The following is a 25440-nucleotide window of genomic DNA, read 5'->3' on the forward strand; positions in this document are numbered from 1 at the left end:
ATGGCGTGGGCATTCGCAAGGCGACGGGCCGCGCGGCCGGCGCGGCGGGGCGGCACGACGCTCGTGCTGGCCGTCGCGGCGGCGTGCGCAGCGGCCGGGGCGGCCGGAACGGCCGGGCGCGCGCAGGCGGCGCAAGGCGGTGCGGCCGACGTGCGGTGCGGCGCGGCGTGGCCGCGCTGGGACGCGTTCAAGCGCGATTTCGTGTCGGCCGACGGCCGCGTGATCGACGTCGGCTCGGCCGATTCGCGCACGGTATCGGAGGGGCAGGCGTATGGACTGTTCTTCGCGCTCGTCGCGAACGACCGGCGCACGTTCGACACGATCCTCGCATGGACCGAGAACAACCTCGCGCAGGGCGACCTGAGCGCCCGGCTGCCGGCGTGGCTGTGGGGCCGCGCGCCGGACGGCACGTGGCGCGTGCTCGACGCGAACGCGGCGTCGGATGCCGATCTCTGGATCGCCTACACGCTCGTCGAAGCCGGACGGCTGTGGCACGAGCGCAGCTACACCGCGCGCGGCGCGCTGCTCGCGAAGCGCGTGCTCGACGACGAGACGGCCAGCGTGCCGGGCCTCGGCCTCACGCTGCTGCCCGGCCCGACCGGGTTCAAGCTGGCCGATGGCCAATGGCGCGTGAACCCGAGCTATTCGCCGCCGCAGGTGATCCGCGGGCTCGCCGCGCGCCTGCCCGACGAGCGCCGCTGGGCCGCGCTCGCGGCCAGCACCGGCCGCGTGCTGCTCGACACCGCGCCGAAGGGCTTCTCGCCGGACTGGGCGCTGTATCGCGCGGGCGCGGGCTTCGGCCCCGATCCCCAGACCCATGCGGAAAGCGCGTACAACGCGATCCGCGTGTACCTGTGGGCCGGCATGCTCGATCGCGCCGATCCGCTCGCCGCGCCGCTGCTCGCGCGCTTCGCGCCGTTCGCCGACCATATCGCCGCGCATGGCGCGCCGCCGGAGAAGGTCGACACGACGACCGGCGTCGCGGGGCCGAACGACGGCAACGGCGGTTTCTCGGCGGCGGCCGTGCCGTTCCTCGACGCGCGCGGCCAGCGTGCGCTCGCCGATGCGCAGGCGGCCCGTGTCGACGCGCTCGCGCGCCAGGCGGCGCCCGGCTACTACACGAGCGTGCTGACGCTGTTCGGCCTCGGCTGGCGCGACGGCCGCTACCGGTTCGGCGCGGACGGGTCGCTCGATGCGCGCTGGGAGGACCGTTCATGCGCGGCCCGATGAAGCGCACCGCACCGCGCGTCGCAGGGTTCGCGTGGCTCGCGTCGTCGGTCACGGCGGCGGCGCCGGCCGCCGTCGCCGCGCCCGCGCTGCCGAACACCGTCGCGCCGAAGGCCATCTCGGCGTCGGCGCCGGCCACGACCGACCTGCCCGACGCGCAGCGTCAGCTCGCGACCGCCCGCATGTGGGGCGCGAAGCATCGCGACGACCTCGCGCGCGACGCGCTGCGCAAGGGGCTCCTGATCGCGCCGGACGATCCCGAATTGCTCGCGGAACAGATGCGGGTGCTGCTGCGGCTCGGCGACGCGCAAGGCGCGCAGGCTGCGCTGGCACGCCTGCAGGCACGCGCGCCCGCGGCGCCCGGCACGCGGCGCGCGGCCGACGAATACCGCGTCGCGACGAGCGGGCGCGGCGAGATGGCGCAGATCCGCCTGCTCGCGCGCAGCGGTCGCGCCGACGAAGCGGCCCGGCGAATCGTCGCGCTGTTCCCGAATGGCGCGCCGTCCGGCGCGCTCGGCGCCGAGTACTACCAGATCGTCGCGAATGCGCCGGGTGGCCGCGAATCGGCGATCGCCGCGCTGCGCCGTGCGGTCGCGGCCGACCCGCAGGACGCGAGCGCGGCGCTCGCGCTCGCGCGGCTGCTGAACCAGCGCGCCGACACGCGCGCGGAAGCGAACCGCATCGCATGGTCGCTCGCGAAGCGCGCCGACGCCGATCACACGGAAGCGATGGCCGTGTGGCGGCGCGTGCTGCAGTCCGCCGGCAGCGATCCCGCGTATCTCGATGCGCTGCATGCGTATCTCGCGCTGGTGCCGGACGACACCGAATTCCGCGAGCGCAGCGCCGAACTCGACCGGCAGCGCGACGCGCAGCGCCGGCTCGAACGCGACCCGGACTACATCGCGCAGCAGCGCGGCTTGCAGGCGCTCGCGCGCGGCGACCTGGCCGGCGCCGATCCGCTGCTCGCGCGCGCCGCGCAGGCACGCGCCGGCGACGCCGATGCGCTCGGCGGGCTCGGCCTGCTGCGCCTGCGCGAAGGCCGGCACGACGAAGCGCGCGCGCTGTTCACGCGCGCCGCGTCGCTGTCGACCGAGCAGCGCGGCAAGTGGCAGAGCCTCGCGCGTACCGCGCAGTTCTGGGGACTGCTCGCGCAAGGCCGCGCGGCGGCGTCGGCCGGACGGCCGCAGGATGCCGAGCGCGCGGCGCGCGCCGCACTCGCGATGCAGCCCGACAGCCCGGACGCGAAGCTGCAGCTCGCCGATGCGCTGCTCGCGCAGCGCGACTGGGCGCGCGCGGAGCCGTTGCTGCGCGAACTGCTGGCCGCAGGTTCGCCGAATTTGTCGGCGGTGCGCGGCACGGCGACGCTGTACGAGAACACCGGCCGCGCGGACCGCGTCGGCCCGCTGCTCGACGCGCTGCAAAGCCGCGTGACGGGCCGCGACGATCGCCGCGCGCTCGACGGGCTGCGCGCCGACCTGCTCGCGAGCCAGGCGCGCGCGCTCGCGGACAAGGGCGAACGCGGGCCGGCCGTGCAACGCTACGAAGCGGCCGTGCGCGCGGCGCCCGACGCACCGTGGACGCGTTTCGCGCTCGCGCGGCTGTATCGCGACATGGGGCTGCCGCAGCTCGGCCGCACGGTGATGGATGATGGGCTCGCGCAAAGCGCTACGCCCGAGATGCGCTATGCGACCGCGCTGTATCGCAACTCGCTCGACGACGTTACCGGCGCGCAGGCCGCGCTCGCGGGTGTCGACGATGCGCAGCGCTCGGACGGCATGCGCGCGCTCGCCCGCAAGCTCGATGCGGAAAGCGCGCTGGCCGACGCGCGCGGCGCGCTCGGCCGCGGCGATCGCGCGGCGTTCGCCGCGTCGCTCGCGCATGCGCAGGCGAGCGCGCCGGACGACCCCGACATGCTGGCCGCGATCGGCGCGCAGTGGATCGACGCGGGCGAATCCGAGCGCGGCCTCGCGCCGTTGCGCGACTGGATCGCCGCGCATCCGCGCGAGGCCGATCCCGACGTGCGGCTGCGCTACGGCGACCTGCTCGGCAGCGCGGGGCGCGACGACGCGCTCGCCGCGTGGCTCGACACGCTGCGCCGCGAACCGGCGCTGACGCCGGCACAGACCGCGCGGATCGAGGATCAGTCGCTGCGGCTCGTGCTGCGCCGGACGGACGACGCGATCGCGCAGCAGGACTATGCGCGCGCCCGCACGCTGCTCGATCGCGCGAGCCCGGCCGGCCGCGCGGACCAGCGCTACGCACTCGAGCTGGCCGATCTCGAACGCGCGCAAGGGCACTACGACGCCGCACGCGACGCGCTCGCGCCGGTTATCGCGCGCACGCCGGACGATGCCGACACGCAGCTCGCGCTCGCGCGCATCGACGAGGACAGCGGCCAGCGCGCGGCCGCGCTCGCGCGCGTGCAGGCCGTGCTGGCGCGCACGCCGGACGACGACGTCGATACGCGACTGTCGGTCGCGCGCCGGCTGAACGCGCTGCGCCGCCCGGACGAAGCCGCGCAGGTGATCGACCCGCTGCAGGTCGCGTATCCGGCGCGCGCCGACGTGACGGTTGCCGCCGGGCGCGTGGCCGAGGCGCAGGGCCGCTACGACGCTGCAGCGTCGCTGTACCGGCTGTCGCTGTCGCAGGAACGCACGAGCGGCGTGAGCCCGGGCCGCGACGGCCGCACGCCCGCGCAGGCCGCGTTCGCGGATCTCGAACAGCGGCGCGATCCGGAGCTCGAGACCGGCTGGCTGCCTGCGTACAAGTCGGGCGACGAAGGGATTTCCGCGTACCGCGCGCAGCAGGTGCCGATCTACCTGCAGATGCCGGTGCGCTACGACGGGCACGCGTTCCTGCAGCTCGACACCGTGCATCTGGACGCCGGCACGCTCGATACGAGCGACCCGAACGCGTATTCGCTGAAGACCTTCGGCACCTACGGGGCGCTCAACGCGCTGGCTGCGTCGCCCGTCCAGTTGCCGTTGAATCAGCAGGCCGCCGCGTTGATCGCGCATCCGCAGGGCGACCTGCACCAGCCGATGACGGGCGTCGCGCTCGGCGCCGGCTATCGCACGGATGCGTGGCGCGTCGATCTCGGCACGTCGCCGCTCGGCTTCCCGGTGCATTACCTGGTCGGCGGCGTGCGCTACCGCTTCGACGCGGGCCCGGCGAGCTTCACCGTGAACGCGTCGCGCCGGCCGGAAACGAGCAGCGTGCTGTCGTATGCGGGGATGCGCGACCCGTGGACTGGGGCGGTATGGGGCGGCGTGCGCCGCGACGGCGTGAACCTGCGCGCGGCGCTCGACGTCGGCCGCGTGAACCTGTTCGCCGAACTCGGAGCGGGCGTGCTGTCCGGTCGCAACGTCGAGCGCAACGCGGAACTCACGCTGCGCTCGGGCTTCACGGTGCCCGTGTACGAACGCGCGACGATGAAGGTGAGCACGGGGCTCGTCGGCAATGCGTGGCACTACGCGCAGAACCTGCGTTACTACACGTACGGGCAGGGTGGCTACTACAGCCCGCAGCGCTACCTGTCGCTCGGCGTGCCGCTCGAGTGGGCGGGGCGGCGCGACGCGCTGTCGTGGGACCTGACCGTCACGGGCGGGATCTCGAACAGCTACGAAAAGGATTCGCTGTTCTACCCGACCTTCGCGGACCAGCGCGCCGCGCAGGAAGCGGCGGGGCTCGTCTACGCGGGCAGTTCGACGCGCGGCGTGTCGTTCTCGTACGGCGTGAACGGCATCGTCGAGTATCGCGTGAACCCGCACCTGAGCGTCGGCGCGCAACTGCACGTCGACCGGTCGCACGACTACGCGCCGAGTTCGGCGCTCGTGTACCTGCGCTATGCGTTCGACGCACGCGCGGCGCGCAGCTGGCTCGTCACGCCGACGCCGGTGCGGCTTTATTCGGATTACTAGGGGACTGGGAGAACGCGTGAATACGGAACTCGATGCAACCCGTCCCGCGCTCGGCGCCGCCGGCCTGCTGGGCCGCCTGCGTGCGCTGCTGCGCACCGGGCCGGCCGGCGGCCGCGCCGGCCCGCTGAGCCGGCTCGCGATCGACGGGCTGCCCGACACGTGGACGCAGCTGGAAGCAGGCGGCCTGTACGCGATCTATGCCGCCGCCGGCACGCCGGCGTGCGACGCGCTGGTGTGGGAAAGCGCGCGGCAGTCGCGCACGCGCGACGTGACGGTCGTGCTGTCGCGCGCCGCGGCGCGCGTTGCCGCGCAGTTGCAGGTGCGCGGTTTCTCGGGCGGCGCGCAGCCGGCCGGCTGGCCGCGCAACCTCAACGTGCTGGCGATGCCGCCCGCGCCCGCGGCGGCCGACGGCGATGCCGCGCGCGAACCCGGTGCGCCGCGCCGTGCCGCGCCGGGTCCGTTCGCGCGGCTCACGGGCGGCTTGCGCGCGATGAAGCGCTACGGCTTTCGCGCGCGCTCGCTGTATTTCATCGAAGGCGCGCAACGCTGGTTCAGCTGGGACGATCCGACGGCGCTCGCGGAAGAAGCGCACGCGCTCGCCGACTGGTGCCGCACGCACCGGATCGCACTGGTGCTGCTGGTCGATCCCGAGATCGTGCGCACCGGCGCCGATCCGGACACCGATGATCCGCCGCTCGTGCGCGATGCGAATCGCGCGCCGCGCAGCGGCTTTCACGGCGTGTGCGCGGGCGTCGCGCAGCTGCAGCGCACGCACGGCGAGCTGCTGTGGGTCGTCGATTTCTGGCGCGCGGGCGAGACGCTCGCGGCCGGCGAAGTGCGGCCGCTGCGCTTCGCGCCGGGCGGCCGGCTCGCGGCGATCGTCGACGGCGCCGCCGCCGAACCCCTGCGCCGGATGAAGCTCGCGACCGACGAGGATCGCGTCGTCGTCAGCCGCGCGGTGCTCGACGAAGGCGGCCGCGTGCCCGCCGGCTGGGAAATCGTCGACGACAACGCGGCGGTCGTCGCCGCCTGTGCGCGCGCGCAGGCCGCGACCGCGGTGCTGGCGTTCCGCTCGCATGCCCAGCTCGAGGCGCTGTGCGCGGCCGTTCACGCGCTGCGCCGGCAATGCGGCGGCGCGTTGAAGATCGCCGTGGTCGAGCGCGGCGAGGTGCTGCGCCAGCAGTTCGAGATGCTGGTGCTGAGCGTTGGCGCGAACCGCGTCGTCGCGCGCGACCTGCCGGTGTCGCGGATGCACGCGGCCGTGCACGCGCTGCGCGGGCAGCTCTATGCGCGGCCCGTCGCGCCCGACTATCGCGCGGCGCTCGCGGCCGCGCTCGGCGATTCGGTGCTCGGCTACCTGCCGGTCGGCGCGTTCTGCCTGCGGATTCGCGCGGTGCTCGATCGCGGCGCCGTGCTCGCGCTGCCGCATACGCTCGCGAAGATCGCGCTGCTGCCCGGCGTGTCGCACGTCGATGCGCTGCGGCACTGCCGGCCGCGCCGCGCGGGCGACGTCGTGACGGCCGATGCCGGGCACCTGTACGTGTTCCTGTTCGCGTGCGAGCCGGCCGATGCCGAGGAGGCGCTCGCGCGTATCTTCGACGTGCCGGTCGATACGCTGTCCGATCGCGTCGTGTGTCTCGGGCAGGGCAGCATCGACACCGAGCTCGATGCGCTGAAGGCCGAAAACCGGCGTGCGCCGATCGCCGACTACAGCGACCTGTTCGCGACGGCGCAGCCGGCGGATGCGGCACGCGGGCCGGGCGAACGCGCGGCGGATGCCGCGGCGCTTGCCGAACCGGGCGCCGACGGCGCCGCGGCCGGCGTCGCCGCCGCGGCCGCCGGGAGCGGTGTGGCCGACGGGCATGTCGATGCGCCGCCGCACGCGATTCACGCCGACGATGCGACGCCGGCCGCCGACATGCCGGGCGATGCGCCGGCATTTCCCGCATTTCCCGTCGCGCACACGCGCGGCGCCATCCGCAGCGCGATGCCGCTGCGCAAGCCGGAGGGCGCATGATCGCCGAACTCGTCATCGGATTCATCGTCGGCATCGCGATCGCGGTGCCGGTGTGGCTCGTCGCGCAGCACCTGGGCCTCGGCCGCGGCTTTCATGCGCCGCGCGGGCTGCAGCGGCGCGACGCGGTGCCGTGCGAACTCGTGCCGGTCGCGCTGCGCGGGCGCCTGCTGCCCGATGCCGACCCCGCCGGCGAGGCCGCGCCATGAAGACGATCGCCGTCACGTCGACGACCGGCGGCGCGGGCCGCACGACGCTCGCCGGCGCGCTCGCGGTGCTGCTCGCCCGTCGCGGCCGGCCGGTCGTCGCGGTCGAGTTCGACGCGCAGAACCTGATGGGCGCGACGCTCGGTCTCGACACGCTGGCCGAGCACGGGCTCGCGCACAGCCTGCTCGGTGACCCGGGCGCCGCCGCGCCGTGGCACGCGCATACGTGGCGCAATGCCGACGGCGTGCTGTTCGTCCCGTACGGGCAGGTCGATGCGGCGGGCGCCGCCGCCTGCGATGCGCGGCTCGCGGCCGATCCGGCCTGGCTGTCGCGCGCGCTCGACGAGATCGCGCTGCCGCCTGACGGCGTCGTGCTGGTCGACACCGCGCGCTATCCGTCGCCGCAGGCCGAGCAGGCGATTCGCCGCGCGGACCTGACGCTCGTCGTCGTGCCGCCCGAACCGGCCGCGTGCGCGACCGTTGCCGCGCGCCTCGACGCGCTGCGGGCCAGCGGCGGCGACCTGCAGATCGTCGTGAACCGGCTGAACCCGGCGCGCGACATGCAGCGCGATGCGCTCGCGATGCTGCGCGCGGTTGCGGGACCGGCGTCGATGCTCGAGCAGCGGATTCACGTCGATGCGGCCGTGCCCGAAACGCTCGCGCGCGGCAGCTGGATCTTCGACGACGCGCCGTATTCGCAGGCGTCGCACGACCTGAACGGCGTCGCGAACTGGGTCGACGCGTGGCTCGCGGCGGCCGCGGCCGGCCGCACGGGAGCGCGGCGATGAAGGCCGGGTTCGCGTCGCGCTGGCGTGCCGCGGCCCGGCGCGCGACCGACTGGTGCGCGCGCGGGATCGGGCTGCCGGCCCAGCGCACGCTGCTCGACTGGCTCGTGCGGCTGTTCTTCCACGCGCCGCCGCCCGGCCGGCCCGATCCCGTGCGCCGCCGGGCGCGCATCGCCTTCCTGTGGCTCGCGCAGGAGTGGGGCGTGCTGCAGCCGCTGAGCCCGCGCGAATGGCTGTGGCGCGCGATCGTGCGCGCGCCGCGCGCAGCCGAGCGGCAGCCCGCGCGCGATCCGCTCGCATGGTTCGACACGTTGGTCGTGCCGGTCTACGTCGCGGCGCGCGCGCTCGGCGCCCGTATCGACGCGTTGCTCGCGCGTCTGCCGTGGGCGCGCTGGGGCGGCTGGCTCGACGCGCGCGCGCACGGCGTCGGCCGGCACCGCTGGCTCGCGCCGCTGCTGCTGATCGCCGGCGCGCTGATGTGGGCCGCGGCCGGGATGTCGCCGCTGATGCCCGGCGCGCAGTTCGCGTTCTTCGCGATCGTCGCGGTGCTGGCGCTCGCGCTGCGCCGCCTGCCGGGCCATCTGCCGACGCTTGCGCTCGCGTCGCTCGCGCTGCTCGCCACCGTCCGCTACGTATGGTGGCGCACGACCCAGACACTCGATTTCCGCAGCCCCGTCGAGGCGTTCGCCGGCTACCTGCTGTACGGCGCCGAAGCCTATACGTGGATGATCCTGCTGCTCGGCTTCGTCCAGACCGCGTGGCCGCTCGACCGGCCGATCGTGCCGCTGCCGGACGACCCGGACACCTGGCCGAGCGTCGACGTCTACATCCCGACCTACAACGAACCGCTGTCGGTCGTGAAGCCGACCGTATTCGCATCGCAGAGCATGGACTGGCCGGCGGCCAAGCTGCGCGTGTACCTGCTCGACGACGGCCGGCGCCCCGAGTTCGAGGCGTTCGCGCGGGAGGCGGGGATCGGCTACCTGACCCGCGACGACAACCGCCACGCGAAGGCCGGCAACATCAACCGCGCGCTGCCGAAGACGCACGGCGAATACATCGCGATCTTCGACTGCGATCACGTGCCGACGCGCTCGTTCCTGCAGACCTCGATGGGCGTGTTCCTGCGCGACCCGAAATGCGCGCTGGTGCAGACGCCGCACCATTTCTTCTCGCCCGATCCGTTCGAGCGCAACCTCGGCACGTTCCGCGAGATCCCGAACGAGGGCAACCTGTTCTACGGGCTCGTGCAGTCGGGCAACGACCTGTGGAACGCGACGTTCTTCTGCGGGTCGTGCGCGGTGCTCAAGCGCACCGCGCTGGAGGAGGTGGGCGGCGTCGCGGTCGAGACCGTGACCGAGGACGCGCACACCGCGCTCAAGCTGCACCGGCGCGGCTACACGTCGGCGTACCTGCCGACCGTGCAGGCGGCCGGCCTCGCGACCGAGAGCCTCGCGGGCCACGTGAAGCAGCGCACGCGCTGGGCGCGCGGGATGGCGCAGATCTTCCGCATCGACAATCCGTTCCTCGGGCGCGGGCTCGGCTTCATCCAGCGGATCTGCTACGGCAACGCGATGCTGCACTTCTTCTACGGGATCCCGCGGCTCGTGTTCCTGACGATCCCGCTCGCGTACCTGTTCTTCCACCTGTACTTCATCAATGCGTCGTCGGTCGCGCTCGCGAGCTACGTGATCCCGTACCTGGTGCTCGCGAACGTCGCGAACTCGCGGATGCAGGGGCGCTATCGCCACTCGTTCTGGGCCGAGGTCTACGAATCGGTGCTCGCGTGGTACATCGCGCTGCCGACCACCGTCGCGTTCTTCAGCCCGAAGCACGGCAAGTTCAACGTGACCGACAAGGGCGGCAAGATCGACGAAGGCTACGTCGACTGGTCGACGTCGAAGCCGTACCTCGTGCTGTTCGCGCTGAACGTGCTCGCGATCGCGGCCGGCCTGTGGCGGCTCGTGGCCGACCAGGGCGACGAGGCGTCGACGATCCTGATCACGCTCGGCTGGACCATCTACAACCTCGCGATGCTCGGCGCGGCCATGGCCGTCGCGCGCGAGACCAAACAGGTGCGCGTCACGCACCGGATCGCGATGCGCGTGCCCGCGACGCTGCTGCTCGCCGACGGCTCGACGGCCGCGTGCTTCACGAGCGACTACTCGACCGGCGGCCTCGGCCTCGAAGCGGTGCCGGGGCTGCCGCTCGCGGTCGGCGACACGCTGACGGTGTGCGTGTCGCGCGGCGACCGGCCGTTCCCGTTCCCGGTGCGCGTGAGCCGCGTGACGCCGACCCACGTCGGCGTGAGCTTCGAGGCGCTGACGCTCGAGCAGGAGCGCCAGCTCGTGCAGTGCACGTTCGGCCGCGCGGACGCGTGGCTCGACTGGCACGCGAGCGCGCGCGCGGACACGCCGCTGCGTGGGCTGAAGGAAGTGCTGCGCGTGGGCCTGGACGGTTACGTACGGATGTGGAAAGGTGCGGCGCGCGGCCTGCAGTCGATGCTGGCACCGAAGCTCGATCGGGCGCGCGACTGACGCGGTGCCCATCACGGAGTAGTTTAGATGACGTTCTGGAATCTGTATTTCATCCTGAAGTTCGCGCTGTTCGCGACCGGCCACCTGCAGCCGCTGTGGCTCGCGAACCTCGCGTTCGCGCTTGCGCTCGCGGCGAGCGCGCCGATCCGGCCGCGCGTGTGGCGCGTCGTGCGGCAGCTCGCCGCGCTCGCGATCGCAGTGCCGCTCTTTGCGCGCGAGATGCATGCGCCGCCGCTCGCGCGCCTTCTCGATGCCGCGCGCGAGGTCAGCACGTTCCGCCTCGACTACTGGATGGAGCTGCTGCCGCGCCTGTTGCCGCCGCTGCTGGTGCTGACCGTGGCGGGTGTGCTGATCGTCTATTTCGTCGTCAACCGCTGGGTGCGCGTCGCGACCTTCGTGCTCGCCGCGCTGGTCGTGATGCCGCTGTGGCAGGCCGGCAACGGGCTGATGGCGCGCGTCGTCGCGCCGCTCCCGCAGCAGGCCGACGCGACGGGCGGGCGGGCCGGCCAGCCCGAGGACCACAACGCGGCGCTCGCGACGTTCCGCGCGCAGGAGTCGCAGCGGCAGGTCGCGTTCGGCCATCTCGGCAACGATCCGGCCGCGCAGTTCGACGTGATCGTGCTGCACGTGTGCTCGCTGTCGTGGGACGACCTCGATGCCGCGAAGGTGCGCAATCCCCCGATGCTGAGTCACTTCGACTACCTGTTCAACAACTTCAGCACGGCGGCGAGCTACAGCGGCCCGGCCGCGATCCGCGTGCTGCGCGCGAGCTGCGGGCAGGAAGCGCACGCGGACCTGTACAAGCCCGCGCCGCAGCAGTGCCACCTGTTTTCGCAACTCGCATCCGCCGGCTACACGGTGCAGTCGCTGCTGAACCACGACGGGCACTTCGACAACTTCCTGCAGGTCGTTCACGACAACATCGGCGTGCCCGACGCGCCGATGATCTCGAACGCCGCCGCCCCGGTCGCGATGCATGCGTTCGACGGCTCCGCGATCAAGGACGACTACGGCACGCTCGCGAACTGGTACGCGCAGCGCGCGTCGGTGCCGGGCCCGGTCGCGCTGTACTACAACACGATCAGCCTGCACGACGGCAACCGCGTGGTGGGCAGCTCGCTGACCAGCATCGATTCGTATCCGCAGCGCGTGACCCGGATGATGAACGACTTCGACCGGCTCGCCGACCTGATCGCGCAGTCGGGACGGCGCGCGGTGATCGTGTTCGTGCCCGAGCACGGCGCCGCGCTGCGCGGCGACAAGAACCAGGTGGCCGGCCTGCGCGAGATCCCGACGCCGCGCGTCGTCCACGGGCCGGTCGGCGTGCGGCTCGTCGGCTTCGCCGGCAATCACGGCACGACGACCGTGATCGACCAGCCGACGAGCTTCCTCGCGCTCGCGCAGCTGCTGTCGAACCTCGTGTCGAACAGCCCGTTCAAGCCGGGCGCGACGCTCGCGCAATATGCCGCCGACCTGCCGCGTACGCGGATGGTCGGCGAGAACGAAGGCACGGTGACGCTGCAGACGAGCACCGGCTATGCGGTCAAGACTCCGGACGGCGTATGGATCGACGAACAGTAAACATCGGCGAAGGCGACGACGATCGCCTGTCGCAACCGAACGACGTGCTCGGCCTCGCGCGGCACCTGCCCGCGCTGGATCCGGCCCGCTACGTCGACGAGCAGGCGCGGCGCGCATTCGTCGAATCGCTCGAGCGCTGGCCCGTGCTCGCGAAGCTGATGGGATTGAAGCGGTAAACGCAAGGCGGCCGGCGTGAATGCCGGCCGCGCTGCATCGATGCGCCGACCGCTATCGGCTCACTGCGGGCTCACTGCGCGCGGCGCTCCGGCTGGCGCGTCCATTCGTTTTCCTCGCCCGGCACCTTGCCGAAGGTCTGCGCGGCCCATGCGTGGCGGGCCGCCTCGATCTTCGCGCGCTCGCTCGACACGAAATTCCATTCGATGAACCGCTCGCCCGGCAGGTGCGCACCGCCGAGCAGCATCACGCGCGCGCCGTTCGCGCTGGCGAGCGCGACGTTCGTGCCGGGTTCGAGCACGGCCATCGTCGCGGGGGCGAGCGGCGCGCCGTCGATCGTGAGGTCGCCGTCGACGAGATACACGCCGCGCTCGTCGTGTTCCGCATCGAGCGCGAGCTGCCCGCCCGCGGCGAATTCCGCGTACGCATAGAGCGTCGGCGAGAACACGGCGACCGGCGACGTGAGCCCGAACGCGGTGCCCGCGATCACGCGCACGTGCGCGCCGTCGCGCGTGAACGACGGCAGCGTGTCGGCCGCGTGATGCACGAACGCGGGCGCGGTGTCCTCGTGCTCGACCGGCAGCGCGACCCAGGTCTGGATCCCGTGCACCGGCTGTTCATGCGGGCGGTCCTCGTCGGGCGAACGCTCCGAGTGGACGATGCCGCGCCCGGCCGTCATCCAGTTCACGTCGCCGGGCACGATCTTCTGCCGGAAGCCGAGGCTGTCGTGGTGCATCAGCGTGCCGTCGAACAGGTAGGTGACGGTCGCGAGGCCGATGTGCGGATGCGGCAGCACGTCGATTCCGCTGCCGGCCGGCAGCACGGCCGGCCCCATCTCGTCGAAGAAGATGAACGGCCCGACGAGGCGGGCGGCGCGCGCGGGCAGCACGCGGCGCACGACGAGGTTGCCGATGTCGCTCTCGCGCGGCGTGAGCAGGGTCTTGATCGATGCGGACATGGTGGGTCTCTCGTATCCGGTGGGTCAGGCGATGGCCGTATCGATCGTGATCGGGTGCGTGAGGATCTTGTGCACCGGGCACGCATTCGCGATCTGCAGCAGGCGCTCGCGCTGCTCGTCGGTCAGGTCGCCGTCGAGCGTGATGCGGCGCATGATCGTGCTGCCCGCGCTGCCCGATTCGTGCGCGAGCTTCACGTGCACTTCGGCGAGCGGCCAGCCCTTGCGTTGCGCGTACATCTTCAGCGTGATCGCGGTGCACGCGCCGAGGCTCGACAGCAGCAGCGCGACGGGCGTCGGTGCGGTATCGCCGCCGCCGAGCGACGCCGGTTCGTCGGCGCGCCACTGATGGACGCCGTCGGTGAAATGGACCAGGTAATCGAGCGAGCCGATGCTCGCTTCGACGGACAGTTCGCTCATTGCAATTCCATGTGGGGAAAGGGGAGACGGGCCGGCCGGGGAGGGCCGGGCAGGCCGGACGTTACGGTTCGAGCAGGCGCTGCAGCCGCAGTTCCTCGAAATCCAGCTCGGATTCTATGCGGTGCAGCACCGCGTCGTCGACCCGGCCGTCGCGATGCAGATCGAGCAGCGCATCGCGCGACACGCCGACCAGCTCGAGCTCGACGCGCAGCATCCGCGCGCGCACGTCCGCCGGTTCCGCGCCGTCGCGGTGCGCGCGTTCGTTGAACGCGACGCGGCTGCGGTATTCGGTCAGCAGCCGGTCGAGCGATGCGCGTTCGAGGCGCGTGCCGCGCTGCTCGCGCGCATCGAGTTCGGCGAGCGCCGCGCCGAACGTATGGGCGCGCACGGCATGCTCGGACATCGTGTGCCGCGCGGCCGGGCGCAGCTTCAGCACGCGGATCAGCGGCGCGAGCGTGCCGCCTTGCACGACCAGCGTCGCGATGATCAGCAGGAACGTGCTGAACAGGATCAGGTCGCGCCCCGGGAAGTTGCCCGGCAGCGCGATCGCGGCCGCGAGGCTCACGACGCCGCGCATGCCGGACCAGCCGAGCACGACGGCCTCGCGCCACGACCACGGCGCATGGCCCGCGCGCGGCGCGCGCAGGCGGCCCGGCAGCCACATCGCGACGAACACCCACACGACGCGCGCGGCGATCGCGGCGGCGGTGGCCGGCAGCGCAACGCGCAGGCCGGCCATCAGCACCGCGCCTTCGTGGTTCACGCCGGCGAGGATCGCGTGCAGCGCGAGGCCGATCAGGATGAACACGAGCGCGTCGAGCACGAACACGATCGCTTCCCAGGTCGCCTTCGCCTTGATCCGCATGTCGGCGCCGAACACGCGATGCTGGCGCACGCCGAGCACGAGGCCGCAGGTCACGACCGACAGCACGCCCGAACCGTGCACGGCTTCGGCGATCCCGTAGCTGCCCCACGCCATCGCGAAGGTCACGACGATACCGAGCATCGGCTCGCGCAGGCGCTGCAGCACCCAGCACATCGCATGGCCGCACGCGAGGCCGACCGCGATGCCGATCAGCGTGAGCGAGAAGAACAGGCCGGTGGCGCTCGCGGTCGTGATCGTGACGGCGAGCGCGGCCGAGACGGCCATCTGATACAGCAGCAGGCCCGATGCATCGTTGACGAGGCTTTCGCCTTCGAGCACCGCGACGAGCCGCGCGGGCAGCGGATGGCGCTGCAGGATCGCCTTCGCGGCGACCGCGTCGGGCGGCGACACGATCGCGCCGAGCGTGAAGCACGCGGCCCACGGCAGCGCCGGATTGGCCGCATGCACGGCGAGCGCGACCGCAACCGTCGTGAACACCACCGCGCCGAGCGCGAGCGACGCGATCGACGCGAGCTCGTGCCGGAATTCCTTCCACGCCGTATAGAAGCCGCTCGACATCAGCAGCGGCGGCAGCACGGCCACGAGCAGCAGCGCCGGATCCATGTCGGGCGTGCGCTTGCCTGCGATGGCCACCACGCAGCCGCCGAGCAGCAGCACGACGGCCGGCGGGATCGAGACGCGCTCCGCGAGCCAGGTGAGCGCACCCGCGCCGCAGATCAACAGCAGCAGGTAATGGAACAGCTCGACGTTGCTCATGCGCGGCGCGTGCGGCGAGTGCGGAGCGTGCGCGTCACGACGGCTTGCGTTCGTTCGCGCTGCCGCCCGGCAGCGCGCCGAACATGTGCTGGCTGCATTTCGCGTCGCGCCATGCGGTGTTCAGCCCGTGGCCCGCGAGCATGCGCCGCGCGACGGGCAGGATCTGTTCGCCGGCCAGCATGCCGAGCAGGCCGACGAGCGCGATGACCGGCGGCGCGGGCGAGTTCACGCCGAGCGCGCCGTAGATGACGCCGGCGAGGATGCCGGCGAGCAGCGAGAAGACATACGGTTTCATGGTGGAGCGTCCGGTGATGGTCGAGCGGCACCGAAACGGCACCGTCAAAGTTTTGAAAGGGTAGCGGGTTTGCGTGAAGAAAAAAAGAGCGGGCCGCCCCGATCGGGCGCCGTTTCCGGAATCGCATCGATTCCGTTTCTTGGGTGGTCGCGTCGGGCGTTTGCGGCTTAAATATCGCGAGCCGGATGACGATCCGGCGCGATACGCCGCCGGCTCCTCCCGTTTTCACGGTCGAGGCGGGCCCTCTTTTTTCGTTTACAGGACGCCATGCGCCATGAGCAATCCGAAGCTTGAAGTACTCACTCCGCACAACAGCCAGCTGATCTTCATCGACCAGCAGCCGCAGATGGCGTTCGGCGTCCAGTCGATCGATCGCCAGACGCTGAAGAACAACGTCGTCGGCCTCGCGAAGGCCGCGAAGGTATTCAACATCCCGACCACGATCACGACCGTCGAAAGCGACAGCTTTTCGGGCCACACGTATCCCGAGCTGCTCGACGTGTTCCCGAACCAGAAGACGCTCGAACGCACGTCGATGAACTCGTGGGACGACCAGAAGGTGCGCGACGCGCTCGCCGCGAACGGCCGCAAGAAGGTGGTCGTCTCCGGCCTGTGGACCGAAGTCTGCAACACGACGTTCGCGCTCTGCGCGATGCTCGAAGGCGACTACGAGATCTACATGGTCGCCGACGCATCGGGCGGCACGTCGCAGGCCGCGCACGACTTCGCGATGCAGCGGATGGTGCAGGCCGGCGTGGTGCCGGTCACGTGGCAGCAGGTGCTGCTCGAATGGCAGCGCGACTGGGCGCACCGCGAGACGTACGACGCCGTGATGGCGATCGCGAAGGAGCACTCGGGCGCGTACGGCATGGGCGTCGACTACGCGTACACGATGGTCCACAAGGCCGCGCCGCGCACCGCGACGCCGCACGAGTCGATCCCGGCCGTGCCGGCGAAGTAACGGGCAGCCGGGCGGAATCGCCGCGGCCGGCGTGCGCGATGCACGCGCGCGGCCGCGGTGTTCGCCGGCCGCCGCGCTCAGGTCTCGGGCAGCGCCCACGGCGCGTGCGAGAAGTGTTCGGCGAGAAAATCGAGCAGCACCGTCACGCGCGCGGCGCGCAGCATGCCGGGCGGCGTGACGAGGTTGACGTTGATGTCGGCGATCTTCCAGTCGTGCATCACTTCCTCGAGCTCGCCGCGCTGCAGCTGATCCCATACCAGGAACTCGGGCTGCAGCGCGAGGCCGTGACCGGCGACGAGCGCGGGGACGATCACGTCGGCGTTGTTGGTGCGGATGCGGCCTTGCACGTTCACGCCGATTTCCTCGCCCGATGCCGGGTGGCGAAAGCGCCAGTGCTCGGGGGTCGGCAGGTTCGTGTAGGTGAGGCACACGTGCTGTTCGATGTCGCGCGGATGCGTGGGCCGGCCATGCCGGTCGAGATACGCGGACGATGCGACGAGCGGGCGGCGCACCGCGCACAGCTTGCGCGAGCGCAGCGACGAGTCGCTCAGTTCGGCGATGCGGATCGCGACGTCGAAACCGCCGGACACGATGTCGACGATGTGGTCGGTCAGCACGAGGTCGATGTCGACGCGCGGATAGCGATCGAGAAACGCGGGCAGCAGCGGCGACAGATGGTGCATCCCGAACGACATCGGCGCGTTCACGCGCACGAGGCCATGCGGTTCGAGCGCTTGCGCGGTGGCCTCGCTCTCGATCAGCTCCGCATCGGCGAGCAGGCGGATCGCCCGGTCGCGCAGCAGTTCGCCGGTCGGCGTGAGCGACAGCTTGCGCGACGTGCGGTACAGCAGCATCGCGCCGAGGCGCTTTTCGAGGCGCGCGATGGCCTTCGACACGGTCGGCTGCGTGACGCCGAGCAAGTCCGCGGCTTTCGCGAACGAACCGGTCTCCGCGACGCGCGCAAAGATGGCCCAGGCTTCGAGATCAGGAAGATGTTGCATGGTCGGACGGGGTGACGGGAAGCGAAGTGGAAGCGAAGGCGGCGAAGCATGCGGCCGGCGCGATGCGGGTCATTCTAATCCGGTCGGGAGAAAAATCGTTATGGAATCTTATCTATTGTCGTTGGCAGCCGGCGTGCTGATCGGCGTCGTGTACAGCGTGATCAAGGTGCGCTCGCCCGCACCGCCGCTGATCGCGCTGATCGGTCTCGCCGGCATGCTGATCGGCGTGCAGGCCATCGGGCCCGTGCGTCACTGGCTCGGCTTCTGACCGCATCGAGGACCTATCAATGAGCGCAACCGATACTCAACCGGATCTGATCCTGCACAACGGGCGCATCACGACGCTCGATCGTGCGAACCCCGTTGCCTCCGCGGTGGCGATCAAGGACGGCCGCTTCGTCGCGGTCGGCAGCAACGCGGACGTGATGCCGCTCGCGGGCCGCGCGACGAAGATCGTCGACCTCGACGGCCGCACGGTGCTGCCGGGCCTGATCGACAACCACACGCACGTGATTCGCGGTGGCCTGAACTACAACATGGAGCTGCGCTGGGACGGCGTGCGTTCGCTCGCCGTCGCGATGGAGATGCTCCGGCAGCAGGTCGCGATCACGCCCGCGCCGCAGTGGGTGCGCGTGGTCGGCGGCTTCACCGAGCACCAGTTCGCCGAGAAGCGCCTGCCGACGATCGACGAACTGAACGCGGCCGCGCCCGATACGCCGGTGTTCATCCTGCACCTGTACGACCGCGCGCTGCTGAACGCGGCCGCGCTGCGCGTGGTCGGCTATACGAAGGACACGCCCGAGCCGCCGGGCGGCACGATCCTGCGCGATGCGGCCGGCAATCCGACCGGCCTGCTGCTCGCGAACCCGAACGCGACGATCCTCTACGCGACGCTCGCGAAGGGGCCGAAGCTGCCGTTCGAGTACCAGTACAACTCGACGCGCCACTTCATGCGCGAGCTGAACAGGCTCGGCGTGACCGGCGTGATCGACGCGGGCGGCGGCTCGCAGAATTATCCCGACGATTACGAAGTGATCCGCAAGCTGCACGACGCGGGCGAGATGACGATCCGGATCGCGTACAACCTGTTCACGCAGAAGCCGAATGCGGAGAAGGAAGACTTCGTGAACTGGACGAAGAGCACGAAGTATCACGACGGCACGGATTATTTCCGCAATAACGGCGCGGGCGAAATGCTGGTGTTCTCGGCCGCCGATTTCGAGGATTTCCGCGTCGCGCGTCCCGATCTGCCGGCGCAGATGGAAGACGATCTCGAAGGCGTCGTGCGCGTGCTCGCGCAGAACCGCTGGCCGTGGCGCATGCACGCGACCTACGACGAAACCATCAGCCGCGCGCTCGACGTGTTCGAGAAGGTCAACAAGGACATCCCGCTCGAAGGCCTGAACTGGTTCTTCGATCATGCGGAAACGATCTCCGAGAAGTCGATGGACCGGATCGCCGCGCTCGGCGGCGGTGTGGCGGTCCAGCACCGGATGGCGTACCAGGGCGAGTACTTCGTCGAGCGCTACGGCGCGCAGGCGGCCGAGGCGACGCCGCCGGTCGCGAAGATGCTCGCGAAGGGCCTCAAGGTGTCGGCCGGCACCGACGCGACGCGCGTGGCGTCGTACAACCCGTGGGTATCGCTCGCGTGGCTCGTGACGGGCAAGACGGTCGGCGGGTTGCGCATGTATCCTCAGCGAAACCTGCTCGATCGCGAAACCGCGCTGCGGATGTGGACCGAGTACGTGACGTGGTTCTCGAACGAGGAGGGCAGGAAAGGGCGCATCGCGGTGGGGCAACTCGCCGATGTGGTGGTCCCGGATCGCGATTTCTTCACCTGCGCGGAGGATGATATCGTCGACACGACCGCGTTGCTGACGGTGGTCGGCGGCAGGATCGTCTGGGGCGCGGGGCCGTTCGCATCGCACGACGCGCCGATCCCGCCCGCGATGCCCGACTGGTCGCCGGTACGTGCGTACGGCGGCTATGGCGGCTGGGGTGCGACGCAGCGAGAGGGCGCACCGCTGCAACGGGCTGCCGCCGCCGCGATGTGCGGCTGCGCGAACGCATGCAACGTGCACCAGCATGCGCATGCGAGCGCATGGGGGCGCGCGCTGCCGACGTCGGACGCGAAGGGCTTCTGGGGCGCGTTCGGCTGTTCGTGCTGGGCGGTCTGACATGACGACGCGTACCATCTACGGCAGCCCGGCGTGGATCCGCGCGCTGCTGTCGCAGCCGTGGGTCCTGCCGCTCGCGCGTCTCGCGCTGGTGTCCGCCTATCTGCTCGGCGGCGTCGCGAAGGCGCTCGACTTCGACGGCGCGGTCGCGGAGCAGGCGCATTTCGGCCTGCATCCGGCCGCGCTGTGGGCGGCGCTCGCGATCGCGGTCGAGATCGCCGGCTCGCTGTGCGTGGTGTTTCGCCGCTTCACGTGGCTCGGCGCCGGCAGCCTCGGTATGCTGACGCTCGTCGCGATGGTCGTGGCGAACGATTTCTGGAACCGCTCGGGCACCGAACATTTCATGGCGCTCAACAGCTTTTTCGAGCATCTTGGGCTGATCGCGGCACTCGTGCTCGCGACCGTGCTCGACGATGCGCGGCAACCGGCCGGCGACGGCCGCGGGTGACCGGGATTCCCCGGACCGGTGCATCATTTGAGGAAACAACAAGGACATCCGTTATGAGAACCCTTCGTTCCGCGTTGCTGACGCTTGCGATTGCCAGCGGCCTCGTCGCCGCGCCTGCCGCGTTCGCGAAACCGCCGGTGCCGCCCGCGGTCGCGCCGACGGTGGCCGTCGGTCCGCAGTACGACACCACGCACGTGTGCGTCGCGCCGGAAGACTTCGACCGCTTCACCGACAGTTTCGTCGCGACGTTCGGCGGCAAGAAATCGAAGCAGGGCGTGTTCCAGGTCACGCCGACGCCGAGCCAGACGATGTCGCAGCTCGTGCTGACGCCGGTCGGCACGATCTCGGTGTTCGGCTTCAAGACGCCGATCCCGTATCCGTTCTGCGCGGAGCGCACCGGCTATCTCGTCACCGACATGGATGTTGCGGTGAAGTCGGCGCGCGAGCACGGCGCCGACGTGATCGTCGACACGTTCCCCGATCCGATCGGCCGCGATGCGGTCATTACGTGGACGGGCGGCGTGAACATGCAGCTCTACTGGCACACCCAGGCGCCGAACTACGACGCGTTGCAGACCATCCCCGAGAATCGGGTCTACGTGTCGCCGCAAAGCGTACGCAAGTTCGTGCACGATTTCGTCAAGTTCTCGAAAGGCAAGGTGGTGTCCGACAACCTGAAGGCGCCGGGCATCGAGATCGGCCGGCCGAACGACACGTATCGCCGGATTCGCATCGAATCGGGCTTCGGCAAGATGACCGTGCTCGTGACGGACGGTCGCCTGCCTTACCCGTACGGGCGCGAGATGACGGGCTACGAAGTGTCCGACCTGGCCGCGACGCTGGAGAAGGCCAAGGCGGCAGGTGTGAGCGTGCTCGTGCCGCCGTACGCCGCAGACGGCCGCGACGCGGCACTCGTGCAGTTCCCGGGCGGCTACGTCGCCGAAATCCACGCGAGCGCCGCGCGATGAAGCACGAAGACACGATCCTTGCCGCGGTGGCCGGCTTCGTCGACACGCTGAGCTTCGTCGCGCTGTTCGGGCTGTTCACCGCACACGTGACGGGCAACTTCGTGCTGATCGGCGCGGGCATCGCGGGCTTCGGCCAGGGTGTCGTGCTGAAGCTCAGCGTGTTTCCCGCGTTCGTGTGCGGCGTGATCGCGGCGAGCCTGATCGCGCGGTCGATGTCCGGGCGGCCCGCCTGGCAGGGCACGCGCGCGCTGCATGCGGTGCAGGCCGTGCTGCTGCTCGGCTTCTGCGCGGCCGGCGTGTGGGCGACGCCCGTCACGCAGCCCGACAGCCTGTCGGCGCTCGTGGCCGGCATCGTCGGCACGTTCGCGATGGGGGTGCAGAACGCGCATCCGCGCGTGATTTCGCGCGCCGGCGGCGTGCCGAACACGGTGATGACGGGCAACGTGACGCAGGCGATCCTCGACGCCGTCGACCTGCTGTCGGCCGGCACGGCCGACGCCGCGCGCGCGGCGGCGCGGGCGCGCTTCGGCAAGATGCTGCCGGCGATCGTCGCGTTCGCGCTCGGCGCGGCGTGCGGTGCGCTCGGGTTCCGCTACATCGGATTCCTGGCGCTGCTCGCGCCGGTCGGCGCGCTCGCGACGCTTGCACTGTGTGCGGCGCAAGCGGCCGGACCCGCCGCGCAGGAGCGCGCATGATCGCGACGGGGCAGCGCAGACGCGACGCCCGCGGCTTCGAACGGGCCGCGCGCCTGTCGGTCGTTGCGGCGCTGCTGTGCGCGGGCGCCGACGCGGCGGTCGCGGAAACGGCGGCTGTAACGACTTCGACATCGGAATCGGCATCGGCATCGGCATCGGCATCGACATCGACATCGACATCGACATCGACATCGACATCGACATCGACACCGACGCAAGGACCGGCGCAGCCTGCGACTGCGTCATCGGTTTCGACCTCGACGTCGGCAGCGACCCAGACGGCCACCGCCGCATCGACGTGCACGGCCAAACGCCCGACGGTGCTGTTCAACCGCTGGCAGGAGGACTGGTCGGTGCTCGCGAATCCGTGCGTGCCGCGCGCGCCGCTCGACGGACTGAAATATATTCCGCTCGGCAACGATCCGGCGTCCTATCTATCGCTCGGCGTGAACCTGCGCGAGCGGCTGGAGACCAACGACGCGCCGCTGTTCGGGATCGGCTCCGCGCAATCGGACACGTACCTGATCCAGCGCGTCGAAGTGCATGCCGATGCGCATCTCGGCCAGCACTGGCAGTTCTTCGCGCAGTTGCAGGACGCGCGCGCGTTCGGCAAGAACACGGTGTCGCCCGTCGACAAGAACCCGCTCGATCTCGAACAGGCGTTCGCGACCTACACGGGCGCGCTCGGCGGCGGCACGTTCAAGTTCCGCGTCGGCCGGCAGGAGATGGCGTTCGACCTGCAGCGCTTCATCGCCGCGCGCGACGGCCCGAACGTGCGGCAGGCGTTCGATGCGGTCTGGGCCGATTACGAATACGGGAAATGGCGCTTCATCGGCTACGCGACGCAACCGGTGCAGAACCGCAACGCGTCCGATTTCGACGACGTGTCCAATCGCGGTCTCACCTTCAGCGGCGTGCGCTTCGAGCGGCAGTCGGTCGGGCCGGGCGACCTGTCCGGCTACTGGTCGCGCTACAACCGCCGCAACGCGCGTTTCCTCGATGCGAGCGGCCCCGAGCATCGCGACGTGTGGGACGTTCGCTACACGGGCACGCAGGGCCGTTTCGACTGGGATCTCGAGACGATGCTGCAGACCGGGACGGTCGGCAACAACACGATCGGTGCGTGGGCCGTCGGCTCGATCGCCGGCTACCGGCTCGATGCGCCGTGGTCGCCGCGCATCGCGTTGCAGGTCGATGCGGCCTCGGGCGACCGGCATCCGCACGACGGCCGCGTCGGCACCTTCAACCCGCTGTTTCCGAACGGCTATTACTTCACGCTGGCCGGCTACACGAGCTATGCGAACCTGATCCACGTGAAGCCGTCCGTGACGCTGAAGCCGTCGGCGAACCTGTCGCTGCTCGGCGCGCTGGGTTTCCAGTGGCGCGAGACGACCGGCGACGCCGTCTATCAGCAGCCGAACATTGCGGTGCCCGGCACGGCAGGCAAGGGCGGCCGCTGGACGGGGATGTACGTGCAGCTGCGCGCGGACTGGACGATCGCCGCGAACCTGATCGGCGCGGTCGAGGCCGTGCACTTCCAGGTCGGCGACGCGATCCGGCAGGCGGGCGGACACAACGCGGACTACGTCGGCGTCGAGCTGAAGTACGGCTGGTGACGCGTCCGCGCGGCAACGCGCGCGCATGAAAAACACCCCAAAGGCTGGATTCGCATCCAGCTTTTGGGGTGCAGTTCACCGCGGGGTCACCCTTCGTTCGTCCGGGCCGGCTGCGCGGCCGGCCCGTTCGCGGTGATGCCGTTACAGGTTCGGCGACAGCGTGAGCGCGTTGGTCAGGTCGCCCATCGGCTGCGCGCCGTTCGCCTTCAGCGCGTCGTCGCGCTGCTGCAGGCCCGGCAGGCGCGGCAGCGAGAAGCGGCGCGTGATGAGGCGCAGGATCGAACCCGTGTCGTACTGCGTGTGATCCACGAAACCCTTCTTCGCGTACGGCGACACGATCAGCGCCGGAATACGCGTGCCCGGACCCCAGCGATCGGCGGTCGGCGGCGCGGCGTGATCCCAGAAGCCGCCGTTCTCGTCGTACGTGACGACGACGACCATGTTCTTCCACTGCGGGCTGGCCTGCAGGTGCGCGATCACGTCGGCGATGTGCTGGTCGCCGGAGGTGACGTCCGTGTAGCCCGGGTGCTCGTTCAGGTTGCCTTGCGGCTTGTAGAACGCGACCTGCGGCAGCGTGCCCGCGTCGATCGCCTTGATGAACTCGGCGCCGTTCGCGCCGCCGTCGAGCAGGTGCTGTGCACGGCTCGCGGTGCCCGGTGCCTGGTTCGCGAAGTAGTTGAACGGCTGGTGGTGCGGCTGGAAGTTCGGCGTCGAGAGGTCGGCGCCGTAGATCACGTTCGACGTGCCGTTCTGGCTTGCCTGCAGCGCCTGGCCCCACGCGCCGCCGTACCATGCCCACGACACGTTCGCATTCGTCAGCAGGTCGCCGATGTTGGTTGCCGTCTGCGCCGGCATCGTCGAGGCGTTGGCCGGGTCGGCGAGCAGCGGGTCGCCGCCCGTGGCTGCCTTGTTGCCGCTCGGCTGATACGGCGGCTGCATCGTGTTGACCGCGAAGAAGTCGGGCGTGATCGCGCCGTCGTTGACGAACTTCGGCGGGCCGCTGAGCGCGGATGCGGGCGAGTTCGTCGCAACCTTCAGCGACTTGCCGTCCGGGTTCAACACGGCAATCTTGCCGGCCGCGGGGCTCGTGTTCGCGTTCGCGTAGAACGGCGCGCACGCGCAGATCAGGTACTGGTGGTTCAGGAACGAGCCGCCGAACGCACCCATGAAGAAGTTGTCGGCGAGCACGTACTGCTGCGCGATCTTCCACAGCGGCAGCTTCGACGGGTCCGGCGTGTAGTGGCCCATCGTCAGGCCGCCCGCATCGGTCCATGCGGCGTACATGTCGTTCTTGCCGCCGTCGATCTGCATCTGGTCCTGGTAGAAGCGGTGCACGATGTCGCGCGTCGCGATGCTCATCGACTGGTTGAAGCCCTTCGGGTCGTCGATCGCGAACGGCGCGTTCGGCAGGTTCGCCGTCATCGCCTCGGTGACCGCCGGCGTGATGCCGGTCGCGGTCAGGCCACCCCAGATCTTCGGCAGCGTCGCCATCGTCGAGCCGTCGCGATCCTTCTGCACCGAGTTCGCCGCCGTCGCGTTCTGCAGGCCGTTCGCGCCCGGGAAGTTGCCGTACAGGTTGTCGAAGCTGCGGTTTTCCGCGTAGATCACGACGACGTTCTTGACGGCCGACAGGCCTTGCTGCGTGACATCGTCGCCGCCGCAGGCGGTCAGGCTGAGCGCGGCCGCGAGGGCGATCGGCGTGTAACGAATCCAGGCGTGCTTCTTCATGCGATGTTCTCTCTTTCGTCGTGTGTCGCGTGTGGGAATCGCGGTGGTGTCGGGCCGGCGCGGGAACCTTCGGACACCTGCCGGCTGCGC

Annotated in this window: 21 protein-coding genes; 15 read left to right on the plus strand and 6 right to left on the minus strand. The window is 70.8% G+C overall.

Annotated elements, in window-relative coordinates; all coding sequences use genetic code 11:
- Genes bcsZ through U4Y91_RS10160 form a run of 8 tightly spaced genes read left to right on the plus strand, consistent with a single transcriptional unit; the run spans window position 1 to window position 12446 of the window.
- Window positions 1-1230: a cellulose synthase complex periplasmic endoglucanase BcsZ gene (gene bcsZ, locus U4Y91_RS10125; protein WP_321804947.1), complete on the plus strand. Its 1230-nt coding sequence runs from the start codon at window positions 1-3 to the stop codon at window positions 1228-1230.
- Window positions 1215-5147, plus strand: a complete 3933-nt coding sequence (locus tag U4Y91_RS10130) for a cellulose synthase subunit BcsC-related outer membrane protein (RefSeq protein WP_321804948.1) — start codon at window positions 1215-1217, stop codon at window positions 5145-5147. The genes bcsZ and U4Y91_RS10130 overlap by 16 nt, the downstream gene beginning before the upstream one ends.
- 16 nt (window positions 5148-5163) lie before the next feature.
- Entirely contained in the window at window positions 5164-7164 is a 2001-nt protein-coding gene (gene bcsE, locus U4Y91_RS10135) for a cellulose biosynthesis protein BcsE (RefSeq protein WP_321804949.1), read from the plus strand.
- On the plus strand, window positions 7161-7370 hold the full coding sequence (locus tag U4Y91_RS10140) for a hypothetical protein (protein WP_321804950.1): 210 nt from the start codon (window positions 7161-7163) through the stop codon (window positions 7368-7370). Before bcsE ends, U4Y91_RS10140 begins: the two co-directional genes overlap by 4 nt.
- Entirely contained in the window at window positions 7367-8155 is a 789-nt protein-coding gene (gene bcsQ / locus U4Y91_RS10145; protein WP_321804951.1) for a cellulose biosynthesis protein BcsQ, read from the plus strand. Before U4Y91_RS10140 ends, bcsQ begins: the two co-directional genes overlap by 4 nt.
- Window positions 8152-10689, plus strand: coding sequence for a UDP-forming cellulose synthase catalytic subunit (gene bcsA, locus U4Y91_RS10150; protein ID WP_321804952.1), 2538 nt, complete (start codon window positions 8152-8154; stop codon window positions 10687-10689). Before bcsQ ends, bcsA begins: the two co-directional genes overlap by 4 nt.
- A 27-nt stretch (window positions 10690-10716) precedes the next feature.
- Window positions 10717-12270 carry a cellulose biosynthesis protein BcsG gene (gene bcsG, locus U4Y91_RS10155; protein ID WP_321804953.1) on the plus strand — a complete coding sequence of 518 codons (1554 nt, stop codon included), beginning with the start codon at window positions 10717-10719 and terminating at the stop codon, window positions 12268-12270.
- Window positions 12252-12446: a hypothetical protein gene (locus tag U4Y91_RS10160; RefSeq protein ID WP_124489487.1), complete on the plus strand. Its 195-nt coding sequence runs from the start codon at window positions 12252-12254 to the stop codon at window positions 12444-12446. Before bcsG ends, U4Y91_RS10160 begins: the two co-directional genes overlap by 19 nt.
- 71 nt (window positions 12447-12517) lie before the next feature.
- On the opposite strand, the gene U4Y91_RS10165 is transcribed toward U4Y91_RS10160, so the two are convergent.
- From U4Y91_RS10165 to U4Y91_RS10180, 4 genes are all read right to left on the minus strand, one after another.
- Window positions 12518-13402, minus strand: coding sequence for a pirin family protein (locus U4Y91_RS10165; protein WP_321804954.1), 885 nt, complete (start codon window positions 13400-13402; stop codon window positions 12518-12520).
- A gap of 24 nt (window positions 13403-13426) precedes the next feature.
- Window positions 13427-13819, minus strand: a complete 393-nt coding sequence (locus U4Y91_RS10170; RefSeq protein ID WP_321804955.1) for an OsmC family protein — start codon at window positions 13817-13819, stop codon at window positions 13427-13429.
- Window positions 13820-13880: 61 nt separating this feature from the next.
- Complete coding sequence (locus U4Y91_RS10175; protein ID WP_321804956.1) at window positions 13881-15461, minus strand: sodium:proton antiporter; 1581 nt, start codon at window positions 15459-15461, stop codon at window positions 13881-13883.
- Window positions 15462-15495: 34 nt separating this feature from the next.
- Window positions 15496-15756, minus strand: coding sequence for a XapX domain-containing protein (locus U4Y91_RS10180; protein WP_321804957.1), 261 nt, complete (start codon window positions 15754-15756; stop codon window positions 15496-15498).
- Window positions 15757-16030: 274 nt separating this feature from the next.
- Here U4Y91_RS10180 and U4Y91_RS10185 point away from each other — a divergent pair, with 274 nt between their 5' ends.
- Complete coding sequence (locus U4Y91_RS10185) at window positions 16031-16717, plus strand: hydrolase (protein WP_321804958.1); 687 nt, start codon at window positions 16031-16033, stop codon at window positions 16715-16717.
- Between the two features lie 77 nt (window positions 16718-16794).
- On the opposite strand, the gene U4Y91_RS10190 is transcribed toward U4Y91_RS10185, so the two are convergent.
- The gene (locus U4Y91_RS10190) at window positions 16795-17718 is read right to left on the minus strand and encodes a LysR family transcriptional regulator (protein ID WP_321804959.1); all 924 of its coding nucleotides are present in this window, start codon (window positions 17716-17718) and stop codon (window positions 16795-16797) included.
- 100 nt (window positions 17719-17818) lie between these two features.
- Here U4Y91_RS10190 and U4Y91_RS10195 point away from each other — a divergent pair, with 100 nt between their 5' ends.
- The 6 genes from U4Y91_RS10195 to U4Y91_RS10220 are packed head-to-tail and all read left to right on the plus strand — an operon-like array spanning window position 17819 to window position 23622.
- Window positions 17819-17986, plus strand: coding sequence for a DUF1427 family protein (locus U4Y91_RS10195; RefSeq protein ID WP_174925543.1), 168 nt, complete (start codon window positions 17819-17821; stop codon window positions 17984-17986).
- Between the two features lie 19 nt (window positions 17987-18005).
- Window positions 18006-19895: an amidohydrolase gene (locus tag U4Y91_RS10200; protein WP_321804960.1), complete on the plus strand. Its 1890-nt coding sequence runs from the start codon at window positions 18006-18008 to the stop codon at window positions 19893-19895.
- 1 nt (window position 19896) lies between these two features.
- Window positions 19897-20343 (plus strand): DoxX family protein, encoded by a 447-nt coding sequence (locus tag U4Y91_RS10205; protein WP_321804961.1) that lies wholly within the window; start codon window positions 19897-19899, stop codon window positions 20341-20343.
- A 53-nt stretch (window positions 20344-20396) separates the two neighbouring features.
- Window positions 20397-21311 (plus strand): glyoxalase, encoded by a 915-nt coding sequence (locus U4Y91_RS10210; RefSeq protein WP_321804962.1) that lies wholly within the window; start codon window positions 20397-20399, stop codon window positions 21309-21311.
- A complete protein-coding gene (locus U4Y91_RS10215; protein ID WP_321804963.1) occupies window positions 21308-22006 on the plus strand; it encodes a YoaK family protein in 699 nt (232 codons plus the stop codon). Before U4Y91_RS10210 ends, U4Y91_RS10215 begins: the two co-directional genes overlap by 4 nt.
- Window positions 22003-23622 (plus strand): alginate export family protein, encoded by a 1620-nt coding sequence (locus U4Y91_RS10220; RefSeq protein WP_321804964.1) that lies wholly within the window; start codon window positions 22003-22005, stop codon window positions 23620-23622. Before U4Y91_RS10215 ends, U4Y91_RS10220 begins: the two co-directional genes overlap by 4 nt.
- 141 nt (window positions 23623-23763) lie before the next feature.
- Here the strand turns inward: U4Y91_RS10220 and U4Y91_RS10225 are convergent, their stop codons facing one another.
- Window positions 23764-25350, minus strand: a complete 1587-nt coding sequence (locus U4Y91_RS10225) for an acid phosphatase (RefSeq protein WP_321804965.1) — start codon at window positions 25348-25350, stop codon at window positions 23764-23766.
- Between the last annotated feature and the right edge of the window lie 90 nt (window positions 25351-25440).

It is taken from the genome of Burkholderia sp. BCC1993 (genome assembly GCF_905339865.1).
Taxonomy (GTDB): Bacteria; Pseudomonadota; Gammaproteobacteria; order Burkholderiales; family Burkholderiaceae; genus Burkholderia.

Coding starts and splice junctions, on each gene's coding strand:
- U4Y91_RS10195 (WP_174925543.1), top strand. CDS start 17,819: ATGGAATCTTATCTATTGTCGTTGGCAGCCGGCGTGCTGATCGGCGTC.
- bcsG (WP_321804953.1), top strand. CDS start 10,717: ATGACGTTCTGGAATCTGTATTTCATCCTGAAGTTCGCGCTGTTCGCG.
- U4Y91_RS10140 (WP_321804950.1), top strand. CDS start 7,161: ATGATCGCCGAACTCGTCATCGGATTCATCGTCGGCATCGCGATCGCG.
- U4Y91_RS10170 (WP_321804955.1), bottom strand. CDS start 13,819: ATGAGCGAACTGTCCGTCGAAGCGAGCATCGGCTCGCTCGATTACCTG.
- U4Y91_RS10165 (WP_321804954.1), bottom strand. CDS start 13,402: ATGTCCGCATCGATCAAGACCCTGCTCACGCCGCGCGAGAGCGACATC.
- bcsZ (WP_321804947.1), top strand. CDS start 1: ATGGCGTGGGCATTCGCAAGGCGACGGGCCGCGCGGCCGGCGCGGCGG.
- U4Y91_RS10215 (WP_321804963.1), top strand. CDS start 21,308: ATGAAGCACGAAGACACGATCCTTGCCGCGGTGGCCGGCTTCGTCGAC.
- U4Y91_RS10160 (WP_124489487.1), top strand. CDS start 12,252: ATGGATCGACGAACAGTAAACATCGGCGAAGGCGACGACGATCGCCTG.
- bcsA (WP_321804952.1), top strand. CDS start 8,152: ATGAAGGCCGGGTTCGCGTCGCGCTGGCGTGCCGCGGCCCGGCGCGCG.
- bcsQ (WP_321804951.1), top strand. CDS start 7,367: ATGAAGACGATCGCCGTCACGTCGACGACCGGCGGCGCGGGCCGCACG.
- U4Y91_RS10210 (WP_321804962.1), top strand. CDS start 20,397: ATGAGAACCCTTCGTTCCGCGTTGCTGACGCTTGCGATTGCCAGCGGC.
- U4Y91_RS10185 (WP_321804958.1), top strand. CDS start 16,031: ATGAGCAATCCGAAGCTTGAAGTACTCACTCCGCACAACAGCCAGCTG.
- U4Y91_RS10205 (WP_321804961.1), top strand. CDS start 19,897: ATGACGACGCGTACCATCTACGGCAGCCCGGCGTGGATCCGCGCGCTG.
- U4Y91_RS10225 (WP_321804965.1), bottom strand. CDS start 25,350: ATGAAGAAGCACGCCTGGATTCGTTACACGCCGATCGCCCTCGCGGCC.
- U4Y91_RS10190 (WP_321804959.1), bottom strand. CDS start 17,718: ATGCAACATCTTCCTGATCTCGAAGCCTGGGCCATCTTTGCGCGCGTC.
- U4Y91_RS10130 (WP_321804948.1), top strand. CDS start 1,215: ATGCGCGGCCCGATGAAGCGCACCGCACCGCGCGTCGCAGGGTTCGCG.
- U4Y91_RS10220 (WP_321804964.1), top strand. CDS start 22,003: ATGATCGCGACGGGGCAGCGCAGACGCGACGCCCGCGGCTTCGAACGG.
- U4Y91_RS10200 (WP_321804960.1), top strand. CDS start 18,006: ATGAGCGCAACCGATACTCAACCGGATCTGATCCTGCACAACGGGCGC.
- U4Y91_RS10180 (WP_321804957.1), bottom strand. CDS start 15,756: ATGAAACCGTATGTCTTCTCGCTGCTCGCCGGCATCCTCGCCGGCGTC.
- U4Y91_RS10175 (WP_321804956.1), bottom strand. CDS start 15,461: ATGAGCAACGTCGAGCTGTTCCATTACCTGCTGCTGTTGATCTGCGGC.